Source organism: Polaromonas sp. P1_H6, assembly GCF_056405195.1.
This window is the reverse complement of record NZ_JBFUCN010000002.1, coordinates 110,040-125,228: the sequence shown is the minus strand read 5'-3', so window position 1 is coordinate 125,228 and position 15,189 is coordinate 110,040. Positions and strand designations below refer to the sequence as shown.

14 protein-coding genes are annotated in these 15,189 nt (G+C 67.0%); 9 read left to right on the top strand and 5 right to left on the bottom strand.

Translation table 11 applies throughout. The features are described from left to right. Positions 1-81: 81 nt before the first annotated feature. The 3 genes from pcaF to AC1D1F_RS02905 are packed head-to-tail and all read right to left on the bottom strand — an operon-like array spanning position 82 to position 2,677. Positions 82-1,284, bottom strand: coding sequence for a 3-oxoadipyl-CoA thiolase (gene pcaF, locus AC1D1F_RS02915; RefSeq protein WP_477695949.1), 1,203 nt, complete (start codon positions 1,282-1,284; stop codon positions 82-84). Positions 1,285-1,313: 29 nt separating this feature from the next. Next, positions 1,314-1,964: a 3-oxoacid CoA-transferase subunit B gene (locus tag AC1D1F_RS02910; RefSeq protein ID WP_477678503.1), complete on the bottom strand. Its 651-nt coding sequence runs from the start codon at positions 1,962-1,964 to the stop codon at positions 1,314-1,316. Then, positions 1,961-2,677: a 3-oxoacid CoA-transferase subunit A gene (locus tag AC1D1F_RS02905; protein WP_477678504.1), complete on the bottom strand. Its 717-nt coding sequence runs from the start codon at positions 2,675-2,677 to the stop codon at positions 1,961-1,963. Before AC1D1F_RS02905 ends, AC1D1F_RS02910 begins: the two co-directional genes overlap by 4 nt. 112 nt (positions 2,678-2,789) lie before the next feature. Between AC1D1F_RS02905 and AC1D1F_RS02900 the strand changes: the two genes are divergently transcribed. Beyond that, positions 2,790-3,593 (top strand): IclR family transcriptional regulator, encoded by an 804-nt coding sequence (locus AC1D1F_RS02900; protein ID WP_477678505.1) that lies wholly within the window; start codon positions 2,790-2,792, stop codon positions 3,591-3,593. Positions 3,594-3,608: 15 nt separating this feature from the next. On the opposite strand, the gene AC1D1F_RS02895 is transcribed toward AC1D1F_RS02900, so the two are convergent. Beyond that, complete coding sequence (locus AC1D1F_RS02895) at positions 3,609-3,830, bottom strand: hypothetical protein (protein ID WP_477678506.1); 222 nt, start codon at positions 3,828-3,830, stop codon at positions 3,609-3,611. 194 nt (positions 3,831-4,024) lie between these two features. Here AC1D1F_RS02895 and AC1D1F_RS02890 point away from each other — a divergent pair, with 194 nt between their 5' ends. Next, positions 4,025-4,459, top strand: coding sequence for a DUF1841 family protein (locus AC1D1F_RS02890; RefSeq protein ID WP_477678507.1), 435 nt, complete (start codon positions 4,025-4,027; stop codon positions 4,457-4,459). A 55-nt stretch (positions 4,460-4,514) separates the two neighbouring features. Here the strand turns inward: AC1D1F_RS02890 and AC1D1F_RS02885 are convergent, their stop codons facing one another. Further along, the gene (locus AC1D1F_RS02885; RefSeq protein WP_477678508.1) at positions 4,515-5,249 is read right to left on the bottom strand and encodes a c-type cytochrome; all 735 of its coding nucleotides are present in this window, start codon (positions 5,247-5,249) and stop codon (positions 4,515-4,517) included. Between the two features lie 135 nt (positions 5,250-5,384). Between AC1D1F_RS02885 and AC1D1F_RS02880 the strand changes: the two genes are divergently transcribed. The 7 genes from AC1D1F_RS02880 (at position 5,385) to AC1D1F_RS02850 (ending at position 15,145) form a co-directional block, all read left to right on the top strand. Continuing rightward, positions 5,385-6,239 carry an AAA family ATPase gene (locus AC1D1F_RS02880; RefSeq protein WP_436156569.1) on the top strand — a complete coding sequence of 285 codons (855 nt, stop codon included), beginning with the start codon at positions 5,385-5,387 and terminating at the stop codon, positions 6,237-6,239. Between the two features lie 15 nt (positions 6,240-6,254). Further along, positions 6,255-6,476 (top strand): hypothetical protein, encoded by a 222-nt coding sequence (locus tag AC1D1F_RS02875; protein WP_477678510.1) that lies wholly within the window; start codon positions 6,255-6,257, stop codon positions 6,474-6,476. A 28-nt stretch (positions 6,477-6,504) separates the two neighbouring features. After that, positions 6,505-7,281, top strand: a complete 777-nt coding sequence (locus AC1D1F_RS02870; protein WP_477695950.1) for a hypothetical protein — start codon at positions 6,505-6,507, stop codon at positions 7,279-7,281. 31 nt (positions 7,282-7,312) lie between these two features. Next, positions 7,313-7,900 carry a GNAT family N-acetyltransferase gene (locus tag AC1D1F_RS02865; RefSeq protein ID WP_477679047.1) on the top strand — a complete coding sequence of 196 codons (588 nt, stop codon included), beginning with the start codon at positions 7,313-7,315 and terminating at the stop codon, positions 7,898-7,900. A 21-nt stretch (positions 7,901-7,921) separates the two neighbouring features. After that, positions 7,922-9,136, top strand: coding sequence for a vWA domain-containing protein (locus AC1D1F_RS02860; RefSeq protein ID WP_477679048.1), 1,215 nt, complete (start codon positions 7,922-7,924; stop codon positions 9,134-9,136). 109 nt (positions 9,137-9,245) lie between these two features. Further along, positions 9,246-11,186 (top strand): autotransporter assembly complex protein TamA, encoded by a 1,941-nt coding sequence (locus AC1D1F_RS02855; RefSeq protein WP_477695951.1) that lies wholly within the window; start codon positions 9,246-9,248, stop codon positions 11,184-11,186. Next, on the top strand, positions 11,186-15,145 hold the full coding sequence (locus AC1D1F_RS02850) for a translocation/assembly module TamB domain-containing protein (RefSeq protein ID WP_477695952.1): 3,960 nt from the start codon (positions 11,186-11,188) through the stop codon (positions 15,143-15,145). Before AC1D1F_RS02855 ends, AC1D1F_RS02850 begins: the two co-directional genes overlap by 1 nt. The last annotated feature ends 44 nt before the right edge of the window (positions 15,146-15,189 follow it).

The window sequence follows — 15,189 nt, the reverse complement described above, 5'->3', positions numbered from 1 at the left end:
GGCAAAGGAACGGGAGGCGCCATGTTATCCGGCAACGCGGCCCACCACAGGGCAGGCCGCGCGGGAGTTCACTGAAGCCGCTCAGACGCGCTCAAGAATCACCGCGATGCCCTGGCCCACGCCTATGCACATGGTGGCCAGCGCATAGCGCCCGCCGCCCTTGTGCAGCTGGTTGACGGCCGTGGTCGCCAGCCGCGCGCCCGAGGCGCCCAGCGGGTGGCCCAGCGCGATCGCGCCGCCGTTGGGGTTGACGCGTGGGTCGTCGTCCCGCACGCCCAGCATGCGCAGCACGGCCAGGCCTTGCGCGGCAAACGCTTCGTTGAGTTCGATCACGTCCATCTGCGCCATCGTGAGGCCGGTCAGCGCCAGCACTTTTTGCGTGGCCGGCGCCGGACCTATGCCCATGATGCGCGGCGCGACGCCGGCTGTCGCCATCCCAACCACTCGCGCCTTCGGCGTGAGGCCATTCTTTGCGGCGGTGGCCTCATCGGCCAGCAGCAGCGCGCAGGCGCCGTCGTTCACGCCGCTGGCATTGCCGGCGGTCACCGTGCCGTCGGGCCGCACCACGCCCTTGAGCTTGGCCAGCGCTTCGAGCGAAGTCTCGCGCGGGTGTTCGTCCTTGCTGACCACAATCGGGTCGCCTTTTTTCTGGGCAATCGTCACTGGCGTGATCTCGGCGTCGAAGTAGCCGGCCTTTTGCGCGGCCACGGCTTTCAGCTGGCTGGCCAGCGCCATCTTGTCCTGGTCTTCGCGGCTGATCTTGTAATCGGTCGCCACGTTCTCGGCGGTTTCGGGCATGGCGTCCACGCCGTACTTTTCCTTCATCAGCTTGTTGATGAAACGCCAGCCGATCGTCGTGTCATAGACCGCGTTGGCGCGGCTGAAAGCGCTTTCGGCCTTGGGCATTACAAAGGGGGCGCGGCTCATGCTTTCAACGCCGCCGGCGATCATCAAGGTGGCCTCGCCCGACTTGATGGCGCGCGCCGCCGTGCCCAGCGCGTCCAGGCCCGAGCCGCACAGGCGGTTGATGGTGGCGCCCGGCACGTCCATGGGCAGGCCGGCCAGCAAGGCTGCCATGCGCGCCACGTTGCGATTGTCTTCGCCGGCCTGGTTGGCGCAGCCGTAGATCACGTCGGTGACGGCCTGCCAGTCCACCTTGGGGTTGCGCGCCATCAGCGCCTTCAGCGGGGTCGCGCCCAGGTCGTCGGTGCGCACGCTGCTCAGGGCGCCGCCGTAGCGGCCGAAGGGGGTGCGGATCGCGTCGCAGATAAAAGCTTGGGTCATGGTGTGTCTTTTTCCGAAGAGGGTGAAGTTCAGGCGGCCGCAATCGGCAGGCCGACCAGTATTTCGAGTTCCGCGTGCGTGAGGCCTTCGACGGTGTCGATCAGCTTCAGGCCCTGCGGCGTGCATTCCAGTGTCGCGAGATCTGAATACACACGCTTGACGCAGCCTATGCCGGTCAGCGGGTAGCTGCATTGGCTCACCAGCTTGCTGGCGCCCTGCTTGGTCAGCAAATCCATCATGACCCAGGTCTGCCGCGCGCCTATGGCCAGGTCCATGGCGCCGCCCACCGCCGGAATCGCGCCGGGCTCGCCGGTGCTCCAGTTGGCGAGGTCGCCGGTGGCCGAGACCTGGAAGGCGCCCAGCACGCAGATGTCGAGGTGGCCGCCGCGCATCATCGCGAAGCTGTCGGCATGGTGAAAAAACGCGCCGCCCTTGAGCAGCGTCACCGGCTGCTTGCCGGCGTTGATCAGGTCGTAGTCTTCCTGGCCTTCGGCGGGCGCCGGGCCCATGCCGAGGATGCCGTTCTCGCTTTGCAGAATGACCTCGCGGCCGGCCGGCAAATGGTTGGCCACCAGCGTGGGCTGGCCTATACCGAGGTTGACGACGGCACCGTCAAAAATATCCTGCGCGACGCGGGCTGCGAGCTGGTCCTTGCTGCGGCGTTGGTAAGTCATGGTCATGCCGCTTTCTTGAGGCCGCCGGCTTGGGTGGCTATGCGTGGGATTTTGACGACGTGGTGGACGAAGATGCCCGGCGTCACGATGGTCTCAGGGTCAAGGTCACCGAGCTCGGCGATCTCGTGCACGGTGGCGATCGTCTTTTTGGACGCCGTCGCCATCACCGGGCCGAAGTTGCGCGCCGCCATGCGGTAAGTCAGGTTGCCCCAGCGATCGCCGCGTTCGGCCTTGATCAGGGCCACGTCGCCGTAGATCGGCATCTCGAGCACGTACTGCCGGCCGTTGATCTCGCGGGTTTCCTTGGCGCTGCCGTCGGCGTTCAGGGCCAGTTCGGTGCCATAGCCCGTGGGGCAAAAGAACGCGCCTATGCCGGCGCCCGCGGCGCGAATGCGCTCGGCCAGGTTGCCCTGTGGCACCAGTTCAAGCTCCAGCTTGCCGCTGCGGTACAGCCCGTCAAACACCTGGCTGTCGGCCTGGCGCGGAAAGCTGCAGATGATCTTGCGCACGCGCCCGGCCTTGAGCAGCGCGGCCAGGCCGACCTCCGCATTCCCCGCGTTGTTGTTCACCACCGTGAGGTCTTTGGCGCCCTGCGCGATCAGGCCGTCAATCAGCTCGTTGGGAATGCCCGCGGTGCCGAAGCCGCCTATCAGCACCGTTGAGCCGTCTTTCACATCCGCCAGCGCATCGGCGACGGAAGCGGCAATCTTGTTGATCATCCAGAAGTCTCCAGGTACGGCGGTTGCCTCACATTGAATGAGGGCCGCGTCAAATATTGTTCGACATTAGAACAAGAGTTCGTATAATGAATTTTAGGAGATTTCCCGCACCATGGCAAACGCCGCATCCACGCCCGCCACAGCCCACAAGCCGGGCGACGGCTACGTCCAGTCCTTCGCGCGCGGGCTGGAGGTCATACGCTCTTTCAGCACCGACGCGCCGCGCCAGACGCTGACAGAGGTCGCCGGGCGCAGCGGCCTGAGCCGCGCGGGCGCGCGCCGCATCCTGCTGACGCTGGAAACGCTGGGGTATGTGCACAACGACGGCAAGCTCTTCAGCCTCACGCCGCGCATCCTGGACCTGGGTTTTGCCTACCTGTCCTCCATGCCAATCTGGAACCTGGCCGAACCCGTGATGGAAGCGCTGGTCGGCGAGGTCAAGGAATCGTGCTCGGCTGCGGTGCTGGACGGCACGGACATCGTCTACGTGCTGCGCGTGCCCACGCACAAGATCATGAGCATCAGCCTGGGCGTGGGCTCGCGCCTGCCGGCTTACTGCACCTCCATGGGCCGCATGTTGTTGTCGGCCCTGCCCGGGGCCGAACTCATAAAGTGCCTGCAGGCCTCAACATTGACGGCCCGCACCAAATACACCGTGACCGACGTGAAAGAGCTGGCGGCCAAGGTCGCGCAGGCGCGCAAGCAGGGCTGGTCGCTGGTGAACCAGGAACTGGAAGAAGGGTTGGTGTCCATGGCCGCGCCCATCACCAACCGCGCCGGCCAGACAGTGGCCGCCCTCAACATCAGCGGCCAGGCCAACCGCACCAGCGCCAAGGCCATGCAGGAAAGCATGCTGCCGCAACTGCTGGCGGCGGCGCATGCGATTTCTCGCATGCTGAGCGTGCAACGCAGTTGAGGCTGATGGAACAGCTCAGTTCTTTTTAAAACCCACGACAAGTACGACCGCACCGAGAACGATGGCGCCCAGGCTCAGCCACTGCGGAATGTTGACCGACTCTTTTTCTTTCACGGTCAGCTGGATGGGGCCCAGCTTGGCGGCCGTCGTGTCCTTGGTGAAGCTGAAGCCGCCGGTGAAAAATCCGGCCAGGCCCAAAACGATCAGGACAATGCCTGTGATGCGTGCTGCGTTCATCTGAAATCTCCTCGCCGGGCTTGTGAATGGTTATGGAGTGGCCTTGCCCCGGAACTTCGCCACTGTGCTTCGTAATGTAGGCAGGGGCAGAGAAGCTGTCTGTAGGACGTAGCCAGCCAGCCCTGTGGCCCGAGCACTGAAAAGCACAACCCCAGGCCGGCATTGGAAAACACCCGCGTGATACGCTTTCGTCCATGTTCACGCCCTCACAAGCCGACGTTCGTCGCTTCTTCTGCTCCGTCTATGCCAAGGCCCGCGCCGGCCAGCCCATGGAGGCGATTGAAACCCTCGCCAGCCAGTGGATCGAAGAGCATCCCGAATACCATGCGGATTTCGCCGATGCCGACGGTGCGCTGGAAAAGATGTACGACGTCGAGGCCGGCAAGACCAATCCGTTTTTGCACCTCTCCATGCACCTGTCGATCAGCGAGCAATGCTCCATCGACCAGCCGCGCGGCATACGCCAGGCCGTGGAACTGCTGACGGCCAGGCGCAACTCCCTGCACGACGCCCACCATGAAACCATGGACTGCCTGGGACAGATGGTCTGGGAGAGCCAGCGCGCGGGGCGCCCGCCCGACGGCGCCGCGTACATAGACTGCGTTCAACGCCGGGCAACAAAAGACTGACCAACAAAAAAGCCGCTTGATGAAGCGGCTTTTTTGTTGGGCGGGATCTTCCGGCTTAGCGGAATTTCTTCTGCGGAATGGTCTTCAGGTCGCCGTCGATAGAGGCCAGGTAGTTGGCCAGCAGCTTCAACTCGGTATTGGTGTAAGGCTTGATCATGGCGCCCATGACGGCATTGCCGCGGCCGACCTTGGGGTTGCCGGGCTCCATCTTGTAGGCTTTCAGGGCCACAAAGAGATAGTCGGCGTGCTGGCCGCCGATCTTGGGGTATCCCTCGCCCGGAAGGCTGAAGTTGGTGCCGTGGCAAGACGCGCAATTGGCTTTGTCCAGCAGGGCCTTGACTTCGGCGCTGGGTTCCCTGCTGGGCTTGGCTATTTCGGGAGCCTTGGCCGATGAGGCGGCCTGGGCCGGCGCGGCGGCGGCCTTGGCCAATTCGGCTGCCTTGGCCAGCTCGGCGGCCGTCATGCCGTCGACGCTGTAGTGGGCGGCGAGGTCGGCGATGTCCTGGTCGGTCAGGGAGTCGGCGATGGCGCGCATCGTCGGATGTTTGCGTTCGCCTTTTTTGTATTCGTTGAGCGCGGCGACGATGTATTTGGCGCTCTGGCCGGAAATTTTCGGGACCTTGTAGACCTCGGGGAAGGAGGCCTGGTAACCCTGGATGCCGTGGCAGCCGATGCACATGGCATTCTTGGTTTCGCCGGCCTTGGCGTCGCCCTTGACTTCCTGGGCCAGGCTGGCAGCCGTCGCACAAGAGACAGCAACGGCGAATATCGTGGTGAACAGCTTATTCATTTTGCGCGCACAATCAGGTGGGAATTCATCTTATAAACAACCCCGGATTATATCTGGGCCTGTTGCCCCCAAGCACCGGCTGTTTTTCAAACCAAGAGAATAGCCCCCCAAACCCGCCCACATTGACGCCAGACCATGAAATTCCAAGGATCCAAGAACTACGTCGCCACCCAGGACCTGATGCTTGCCGTGAACGCCGCCGCCGCCCTGAAAAAGCCGCTGCTGGTCAAGGGCGAACCCGGCACCGGCAAGACCATGCTGGCCGAGGAAGTGGCCGAGTCGCTGGGCCTGCCGCTGTTGCAATGGCACATCAAATCGACCACCAAGGCGCAGCAGGGCCTCTATGAATATGACGCGGTGTCGCGCCTGCGCGACTCGCAGCTGTCCACCGTCGACGGCGGCGAAAAAGTCAAGGACATCCACAACTACATCGTCAAGGGCGTGCTGTGGCAGGCCTTCACCTCGGAAACGCCGGTGGCGTTGCTGATCGACGAGATCGACAAGGCCGACATCGAATTCCCCAACGACCTGCTGCGCGAGATCGACCGCATGGAGTTCTATGTGTACGAAACACGCGAACTCATCAAGGCCAGGCACCGCCCGCTGGTGTTCATCACCTCCAACAACGAAAAAGAACTGCCCGACGCGTTTTTGCGCCGCTGCTTTTTCCACTACATCAAGTTCCCCGACGCCGACACCATGAAGCAGATCGTCGACGTGCATTTCCCGGATCTCAAGAAAGAGTTGCTAACGGCCGCGATGAAAACGTTTTACGACGTGCGCAACCTGCCCGGCCTCAAGAAGAAACCGTCGACCAGCGAACTGCTGGACTGGCTCAAGCTGCTGGTCGCCGAAGACATCCCGCTGGACGCCCTGCAAAGCAAGGACGACAAGGTCGCCGTGCCGCCGCTGGTGGGCGCGCTGCTCAAGAACGAGCAGGACGTGACCCTGTTCGAGAAGCTGGTTTTCATGCAGCGCAACAATCGCTGAACACGGGATTCACACATGAGCCAAAAATCCTTGCTGGTCGAAGGCCTGTCCGACGCGGTCGGTTTTGTCGGCGGTGCGCTGCTCGGCTTCTGGGCCGGCCATCTGCTCGGCTTCGATATTTTTGAATCCGGCTACGGCAACGGTGCCATCGCCGGCATCGTGCTGGTCGGCCTGGGCGGCGGCGGCGGTTTGCAAGTTGCGCGGGCCTGGCGCGCCCGCCGCAAGAAAGCCGACTGACCCGCAAACACCTGACCGGAAGACGCCCATGCAGCACTCAACAGCCCCCGTCCGCCGCGCAGCCCTCCACGGCAGTTGCCTGGCCGCATTGCTGGCCCTGGCACTTCTCCCCGCCCCGTCCCATGCCTTCTGGGGCGCCCTCGCCAAGCTCGGCTCCGCTGCCGGAAAAGGCACAGCCGCCGCCGGTGCCGCCGGCAAAGGCGCGGCCGGCGCAGCGGGCGTGGCCGGCGCTGTCGAGGTGACGCAGGGCGCCAATGCAGCGGCGAAGGCAGGCAAGGCCGCCAGCGCGGTGGAGCTGGGCGCGGGCGACGCGGCAGCCGCGGCCGGCGCCGCCGAACGCAATGCGGCGGCCGGCGCGGTGAACGCCGACGAACTGTCGCGCGCCTCAGGCCTGGGCAAGGCCGTGCCCGACGAAGTCGCCGCCATGCTGACGGCGCCCGGCCGAAAGCTCAGCGATGTGCCTGACGCCGGCACACGCTCCTGGCTGTCGCTCCCGCGCAAGCAGCTGACGGCGACGGATGCCGACTTGATGGTCCATGACTACGTAAAGCTGCTGGAAGGCCGGCCCGCCGCCGGGCCGCCAAGCCGGCGCGCCAAGGTCTCCCTCGAATCCGAGAAGGCCGCCGCCGCGCGGCCTGTGCCGCCGCATCGCCCGGCCCCGGACGTTCCCTGGCATGCCGTGGAGCTGCTGGTGCGCGCGGCCCATGCCGGCCACGCCGGCGCCAGGACCGAACTCAACAAACTGTGCCGGGACAATCCGCGCGGCCAGGCCGCCGCGGCCTGTGCCCGGCTGCAGTCCACGTGAACACACTGCCCAACAGGAAAAGGATTGCAGGATGGCCTTCGTAGAACCCGTCACTCTCACGGCGCGCGGCGTCAAGCTGGTGCCCCTTGCGCTCGAGCACGAAGCCGGCCTCAAAGCCGCGGCCGCCGACGGCGAGCTCTGGAAGCTGCGCATCACCTCCGTGCCCGAGCCGCATGAAACCCGCGGCTACATAGAGACCGCGCTGGCCACCGCCAACCGCTTCGCCTTCGCGGTCACCGACGCGGCCAGCGGCGAGGTGCTGGGCTCCACCAGTTACCACGACATCGTGCCCAACCTCAAGCGCGTCGAGATCGGCTACACCTGGTACGCCGCGCGCTGCCAGCGCACCCACGTCAACACCACCTGCAAGCTGCTGATGCTCACGCATGCTTTCGACACCCTGGGCTGCAACATCGTCGGCTGGCGCACCGACAACTTCAACCATTCCTCGCAGCGCGCCATCGAACGCCTGGGCGCGCGCAAGGACGGCGTGCTGCGCGGCCATGCGCTGCGCCGCGACGGCACCATACGCGACACCGTGATGTACAGCCTGGCCGCCGGCGAATGGCCGGAAGTGAAGGCGCAGTTGCTGTATTTGCTGGACAAACCCCGAACCTGAGGCGCCCGCCAAGGAGTTCTCATGCTGATCGATTTTTTCTACACCCTGCGCTCGGCCAAGCTGCCGGTCTCCGTCAAGGAATACCTGATGCTGCTCGAAGCGCTGCAGGCCGGCGTGGTCGGCCCGAACAGCGACAAGCTCGACGCCTATGCGGGTGAAGGCGCCTGGAAGATCGACGACTTCTATTACCTGAGCCGCACCGTGCTGGTAAAGGACGAAAAAAACTACGACAAGTTCGACCGCGCCTTCGCCGCCTACTTCAAGGGCGTGGAGATGCTGGCCGACTTCACCAAGGACATCCCGCTCGAATGGCTGCGCAAAAACCTCGAGCTCGAACTGAGCCCCGAGGAAAAGGCCAAGATCGAAAAAATGGGCTGGGACGAGCTCATGGAAACGCTCAAGAAGCGTTTTGAGGAACAGAAGGAACGCCACGAAGGCGGCAGCAAATGGATAGGCACGGGCGGAACCTCGCCCTTCGGCGCCAACGGCTTCAACCCCCAGGGCATACGCATAGGCCAGGAAAAAAGCCGCAACAAGAGCGCCGTGAAAGTCTGGGACCAGCGCGCCTACAAGGACTACGACGACACCCAGGAACTCGGCACGCGCAACATCAAGGTCGCGCTGCGCCGCCTGCGCAAGTTCGCGCGCCAGGGCAACGTCGAAGAGCTGGACCTCGACGACACCATACGCTCCACCGCCGCCAATGCCGGCTGGCTGGACATCAAGATGGTGCCCGAGCGCCACAACAACGTGAAGGTGCTGCTGCTGATGGACGTGGGCGGCACCATGGACGAGCACATCCACCGCGTGGAAGAAATGTTCTCGGCCGTGAAAGCCGAGTTCAAGCACCTCGAGTTTTACTACTTCCACAACTGCGTCTACGACTTCATGTGGAAGAACAACCGTCGCCGCTTCAGCGAAAAATTCCCGACCTGGGACATCATCCGCAAGTACAACAAGGACTACAAGCTCATCTTCGTCGGCGACGCGACCATGAGCCCCTACGAGATCCTGCAGCCCGGCGGCAGCGTGGAATACAACAACGAGGAAGCCGGCGCCGAATGGATGCAGCGCCTGACCAACGCCTTCCCCAAGTTCGCCTGGATCAACCCCGAGCCGCAGGGCGTCTGGCAGTACCGGCAAAGCATCGCCGTGATCCAGCAACTGGTGAACCAGCGCATGTTCCCCCTCACCATCAAAGGCCTTGAGGAAGCCATGCGGCTTTTGTCCAAATAAGGACGGTCTCCTACGCAGGCACGCGGGGGTGCTCAAGTAAACTGCCCCCGTGACCCCTCCCAGCACCCACAGTTCCCAGTGCGCACGGACGGCCACCCCGGCAGGACTGATGACAGCCAGCGCCGGCCTCATCCCTGCCCTCGCCCTCTTTGCGGCCCTGCTGGCGCCCCCGGCCGGCGCGCAGACGGCTGCGCCCATGGACAGCAGCACGGCACCGCCCTCCGGCGTCACCCAGACCGCGCCCGCCCCGCCGCCGCCCCCTGAAAAAGTCACACCCGAACCCACACCGCAAGGCGCCACCGGCCCGACCAGCGCCCAGCCCGAAGTCACGGCCTTCGACATCGCGGTGCGCGCGCCGCAGCCCGTCAAGGGCCTGCTCGAAAAACACCTCGAGCTGCAGCGCTACCGCGCCGTGACCGACCTCGACGAGGCCGAGCTGGCACGCCTCATCGTGCTGGCCGAACGCAATGTGCGCAACCTGGTCGGCACGCTCGGCTATTTCAGCCCCACGATCACCATCACGCGCGAGGGCGGCACCGTGGCGTCCGGCCAGCGGCCCACCATCGTGGTGGCCGTGGAACCCGGCCAGGCCACCACCATAGGTGCCGTGGCCATAGACTTCGCCGGCGACATCGCCGAGTCGCCGGACCGTGACGCGCAAGCCCAGCGCGCCGGCATCCTGCGCGACTGGCGCCTGTCCGTGGGCCAGCGCTTCACACAAGACGCCTGGGACAGCGCCAAGACCCAGGCCCTGCGCGACCTGGTGGCGCGCCGCTACCCCGCCGGCAAGCTGGCCGGCAGCCTGGCCGACGTCGATGCGCCCGAGCACAGCGCGGCGCTCAGCCTCAAGCTCGACTCCGGCCCGCTCTACCGCCTGGGCCCCATGCAGGTCACCGGCGTCGAACGCTACGACCCGGTGCTGGTGCCGCGCCTGGCGCGCCTGACCACCGGCGCGCCCTACGACCAATACCAGCTGGTCGAGGCGCAGCAGCGCCTGGCCGCCAGCGGCTACTTCGATTCGGCCTATATCTTTGTCGACCCCGAAAGCGACCCCAACGCCGCGCCGGTGCAGGTGCAGGTGCGGGAAGCCAAATTGCAAAAAATCATCCTCGGCGTGGGCGTCACCACCGACAGCGGCCCGCGCGCCTCGGTCGAGCACACGCACCTGCGCGTGCCCGGCACCAACTGGCGCGCCGTCACCAAGCTGCAGCTTGAAAAGAAAGCCCCCTTCGCGCAAACCGAGTGGACCTCGATTCCCGATGAATCCAACTGGCGCTGGGTGGCGCTGGCGCGCGCCGAGCGCGTCGACGACGACGAACTCGTCACGCGCTCCGGCCGCCTGCGCTTCGGCCGCACCCAGGCCGGCGACCGCATAGACCGCAACGTCTACCTGCAGTACGACAGGGCCAGCGTCAGCGGCAGCGGCCAGATCAACAGCTCCGCCGCCGACGTCGGCGACGGCTCGGCCCTCACCGCCAACTACGTCTGGACCGGCCGCTACTTCGACAGCCTGATTGCCCCCAACAAAGGCTACGGCCTGGGCTTTGAACTGGGCGCCGGCAGCACCATGGGCTCGCAGCACCTGCCCCTGGGCCGCGCCGTGGGCCGCTGGCTCGGCATCGTGCCGCTGGAGCGCGGCCGCATCGCGCTACGCGCCGAAGGCGGCGCCGTGATCGCCAAGGACTCGGCCCGCATTCCCGGCACCCTGCTGTTCCGCACCGGCGGCGACACCACCGTGCGCGGCTACGGCTACCGCGACATCGGCATCAAGCTCGACAACGGCGTCATCGGCCCCGGCCGCTACCTGGCCGTCGGCAGTGTCGAATACCAGCGCCCCATGCTGAAAGACGGCCGGCCCAGCGAGTGGGAGAACACCTTTTTCATCGACGCCGGCGCCGTCGCCGACAACCCCAAAGACATGAAACCCTCCGTCGGCATAGGCACCGGTGTGCGCTGGCGAAGCCCCATAGGCCCGCTGCAGATAGACCTTGCCTACGGCGTCAAGTCCAAGCAGCTGCGCCTGCACGTCAGCGTGGGATTTGTTTTCTGATGGACACGCCCGCCACTTCCGCTGCGCCCGCAGCACCCTCCCGGCCACCCCGACCGTCACGGCCGCCGCGCCGCTGGCTGCGCGCCACGGCCTGGGCCGCGGCCGGGGTCGCCGCGCTCGCCGTCACCGCCACAGGCGGCGCCTGGTGGTGGGCCGGCACCGACGGCTCGCTGGCCACCGCGCTGGCCTGGATCGCCCGCTCGCAACCCTTGAGCGCCGAGCGCGTCACCGGTTCGCTGCGCGGCGGCGGCCACATCGACCAGTTGGTCTGGCAGCAGGACGGCCTGCGTGTGGACGTGCGTGACCTCACCCTGGCCTGGCAACCGTGGTCGCTGCTGCACGGCACGCTCAAGGTCAATCGCCTGGCCGCCGCCAGCGTGCAGGTCGACGACCAGCGCCCGCCCTCTACCACGCCCTCGGTGCCGCCCTCCGCGCTGGGCCTGCCGCTGCCGGTGCTGCTCGAAGGCTTCTCCGTCGGCCGGCTGCAATGGACCGGCGGCGCGGCGTTTTCCGCGTCGAATATCAGCGGCCACTACGCCTTCAACGGCCTGTCGCACCAGCTTGAATTGCTCAGCGCACAGTTCGCGCAAGGCCGTTACAGCGGCAAGGCCTCGCTGTCTTCACGCGGCGCGCTGCAACTCGATGCGAGCCTCAACGGAGCGCTCGATGCGCCCATCCCCGGCGGAAAAACCTCCGTGCCGCTGGCCTTCAAGGCCACGGCCAAGGGCCCGCTCACCGAGCTGCTGCTCAAGGCCGATTTGCAGATGCAAACGCAGGCGCGCAAAGGCCAGCCGCAACCGCAGGCCAGCGCCACGGCCCGCGTCATGCCCTGGGCCCCACAGCCGTTGCCGCAAGCCGACGCGAACTTCCGCGACCTCGACGTCGCCGCCTTCTGGCCCGAAGGCCCGTTCACCCAGTTGACAGGCAGCGCCAGCGTGCGGCCGGCCGACAGCGCGCCGGTGTCATCCGCTTCCGCCTGGGGCTTGCAACTGCAACTCGCCAATGCCCAGCCCGGCCCTTGGGACCAGCACAAGCTCCCGCTGGAACGGCTCGAAGGCCAGGGCGAATGGCGCGGCGGCGCGGCCCTGGTGCGCACGCTCAAGGCCAGGCTGGGCGGCGGCGATCTGCTGGCCAGCGGCGAATGGGCCGATGCGCCCGCCGGGGCCACCACGTCCAAAACCCCCGCCTGGAAACTGCAAGCCACGCTGCAACAGGTCAACCCCGCCCTGCTGCACAGCCAGCTCGCGCCGCTGCCGCTGGACGGCAAGGCCCAGGCCCACAGCCAGGGCGCAGCGATTGCCTTTGAGGCGAATGTCCAGGCGGCGCGCAACGACGCCGCCAACACAAAGAACAATCCCCTGGGCGCGCTGCGCCTGCGCGACGCCAGCGCCACCGGCAGCTGGAACGCCGAACAGGCCGGCGGCACCTTGCTGCTCTCGGCCCTGCGCGTGCGCAGCGACGACGCTGAACTGAGCGGCCAGCTCGAAGCCCAGCCCGCCGCGCAAGGCGGCAAAGGCAAGCTCACGCTGACCGCCCCCGGGCTCGATGCGCAAGTACAGGGTGAGCTGCGCCCCGCCAGCGGCAAAGGCGACTTGAGCCTGCGCGGCCGCGACATGGCCCAAGCCCTGCGCTGGCTGCAAAAGCTGCCCGGCATGCCAGCCTCACTCAAATCCGCTTCGGCCACCGGCAGCGCCGAGCTGCAGGCCGGCTGGCAAGGCGGCTGGCAAGACCCGGCCCTGCAGGCGCGGCTGGAGTTGCCCTCGCTGGACTGGCGCATGGCCGCCGCCGCACCGGCCGCCGCGGGCGCGCCTTCCACGGCGGACGCAGAGCTCATCAAGATCCGCGCCTTCCAGGCCACACTCTCGGGCCGCCTGAGCCAGGCGCAACTCAACACCCAGGGCCGCGTCGAAGCCGGCGCGCGCCGCTACACGCTGCAGCTGGCGGCCGAAGGCGGGCGCGGCGCCGCATCGCGCAACACGCCGCTCGCCGACTCAGCCTGGCAAGGCCTGCTCCAGCAACTGAGCCTCAGCGTGCAGGACCCCGCACTCGGCACAGGCGCCTGGCAGCTCAAAACCCGCAACGCCGTCCCGCTCAAATGGACGCCCTCACGCAACGGCGGCGCATTTGAAAGCGGCGCCGGTGAGGCGCTGCTGGCCGCGCCTGCTTCCGGCGCTTCAGGCACGGCCGCACCTTCGCAAGCCACACTGGCCTGGCAGCCCGTACGCTGGCGGCCAGGCCGCGAGCTGATCACCGCCGGCAAGCTCAGCGGCCTGCCCCTGGCCTGGATAGAACTTTTCGCCGGCCCGCAAATGGCCGGCGCCGGCCTGGGCGGCACACTGCTGCTCGACGGCGACTGGGACGCCACGCTGGGCGACACGCTGCGCCTCAAGGCCAGCCTGGCGCGCAGCAGCGGCGACATCACCGTGCAGGCCGAAACCGCGCAAGGCACCTCGGCGCGCGTGGCGGCCGGCGTCAAGGAAGCGCGGCTCTCGCTGCAAAGCGAAGGCGAGGCCGTCACGGTCGCGCTGCGCTGGGACAGCGAACGCGCCGGCACCGCCGACGGCCAGCTGCGCACACGCCTGGCGCGCGCACCGGCCACGGCCGGCGGCGGCTGGCTCTGGCCCGCCGACGCGCCCCTGGCCGGCCAGTTGCGCGCGCAGCTGCCGCGCATAGGCGTGTGGTCGGTGCTCGCGCCCCCGGGCTGGCGGCTGCGCGGCTCGCTCGGCGCCGACGTCGCCATCAGCGGCACACGCGCCGCGCCGCAACTGGCCGGCGACCTGCAGGCCGACGACCTGGCCCTGCGCTCGGTGGTCGACGGCATCGAGTTCGGCAACGGCAAACTGCGCGCCAAGCTCGACGGCACCCGCATGCGCATCAACGAGTTCACGCTGCAGGGCGCCGGCGACAAAGGCACGGGCGGCATCCTCACGGCCCAGGGCGAGGCCGGCTGGGTCGAAGGCAAACCCCAGGTGCAGCTCAACGCCAAGCTCGAGCGCCTGCGCGCCAGCATACGCACCGACCGCCAGCTCACCGTCTCCGGCGAGGTGCAGGCCGGCCTCAAGGGCCAGCAAAGCGAGCTCACCGGCAAGCTGGTGGTCGACCAGGCCCGCATCATCCTGCCCGACGAAGGCACGCCGCAGCTGGGCGACGACGTGGTGGTGCGCAGCACCCGCGGCGCGGCAGCCGGCCAGAAGGCGCCGGCCCAGGCCGGCAGCGACACCGCCGACCGCGACGCGCGTCCCGTCAAGCTGGCCGTCGAGCTGGACCTGGGCCGCGACTTCCGCATCCAGGGCAAGGGCATAGACACCCGCGTGCGCGGCACATTAGCCTTGAGCGGCGACAGCCTGCGCGACCCCCATCTCAACGGCACCATCAACACCGCCGGCGGCCAGTACCGCGCCTACGGCCAGCGCCTGGACGTCGAGCAAGGCATGCTGCGTTTCACCGGAGCCATCGACAACCCCATGCTGGACATCCTGGCGATACGCCCCAACCTCACGCAGCGCGTCGGCGTGCAGATCACCGGCACCGCCCTGCTGCCCCGCGTGCGCCTCTACGCCCAGCCCGAGCTGCCCGACGCCGAAAAACTCTCCTGGCTGGTGGTGGGACGCTCCTCCGCCTCCGGCGGCGCCGAAGCCGCCCTGCTGCAGCAGGCCGCCCTGGCCCTGCTCGGCAGCAAAGGCGGCGGAGGCATGTCCGGCGGCCTGGCCGCCTCGCTGGGGCTGGACGAGCTGTCCTACCGCGGCGCCTCCAGCAACACCGACGGCAGCACCACCGAAAGCGCCCTGACCCTGGGCAAGCGCTTTTCACGCAACTTCTATGCGGCGTATGAGCGAACGATTTCCGGCGCGCTGGGCACGCTCTATGTGTTCTACGACCTCTCGCAGCGCTTCACGGTGCGCGCCCAGGCCGGCCAGCAAAGCGCGGTGGATTTGATCTTCACCGTGCCTTACGACTGAGGGTGTTTCCGGGTGCGAAAGACGGGCATCCGCCACCGAATACA

Coding starts and splice junctions, on each gene's coding strand:
- AC1D1F_RS02910 (WP_477678503.1), bottom strand. CDS start 1,964: ATGACCATGACTTACCAACGCCGCAGCAAGGACCAGCTCGCAGCCCGC.
- AC1D1F_RS02885 (WP_477678508.1), bottom strand. CDS start 5,249: ATGAATAAGCTGTTCACCACGATATTCGCCGTTGCTGTCTCTTGTGCG.
- AC1D1F_RS02855 (WP_477695951.1), top strand. CDS start 9,246: ATGACAGCCAGCGCCGGCCTCATCCCTGCCCTCGCCCTCTTTGCGGCC.
- AC1D1F_RS02875 (WP_477678510.1), top strand. CDS start 6,255: ATGAGCCAAAAATCCTTGCTGGTCGAAGGCCTGTCCGACGCGGTCGGT.
- AC1D1F_RS02895 (WP_477678506.1), bottom strand. CDS start 3,830: ATGAACGCAGCACGCATCACAGGCATTGTCCTGATCGTTTTGGGCCTG.
- AC1D1F_RS02850 (WP_477695952.1), top strand. CDS start 11,186: ATGGACACGCCCGCCACTTCCGCTGCGCCCGCAGCACCCTCCCGGCCA.
- AC1D1F_RS02905 (WP_477678504.1), bottom strand. CDS start 2,677: ATGATCAACAAGATTGCCGCTTCCGTCGCCGATGCGCTGGCGGATGTG.
- AC1D1F_RS02880 (WP_436156569.1), top strand. CDS start 5,385: ATGAAATTCCAAGGATCCAAGAACTACGTCGCCACCCAGGACCTGATG.
- pcaF (WP_477695949.1), bottom strand. CDS start 1,284: ATGACCCAAGCTTTTATCTGCGACGCGATCCGCACCCCCTTCGGCCGC.
- AC1D1F_RS02865 (WP_477679047.1), top strand. CDS start 7,313: ATGGCCTTCGTAGAACCCGTCACTCTCACGGCGCGCGGCGTCAAGCTG.
- AC1D1F_RS02870 (WP_477695950.1), top strand. CDS start 6,505: ATGCAGCACTCAACAGCCCCCGTCCGCCGCGCAGCCCTCCACGGCAGT.
- AC1D1F_RS02900 (WP_477678505.1), top strand. CDS start 2,790: ATGGCAAACGCCGCATCCACGCCCGCCACAGCCCACAAGCCGGGCGAC.
- AC1D1F_RS02860 (WP_477679048.1), top strand. CDS start 7,922: ATGCTGATCGATTTTTTCTACACCCTGCGCTCGGCCAAGCTGCCGGTC.
- AC1D1F_RS02890 (WP_477678507.1), top strand. CDS start 4,025: ATGTTCACGCCCTCACAAGCCGACGTTCGTCGCTTCTTCTGCTCCGTC.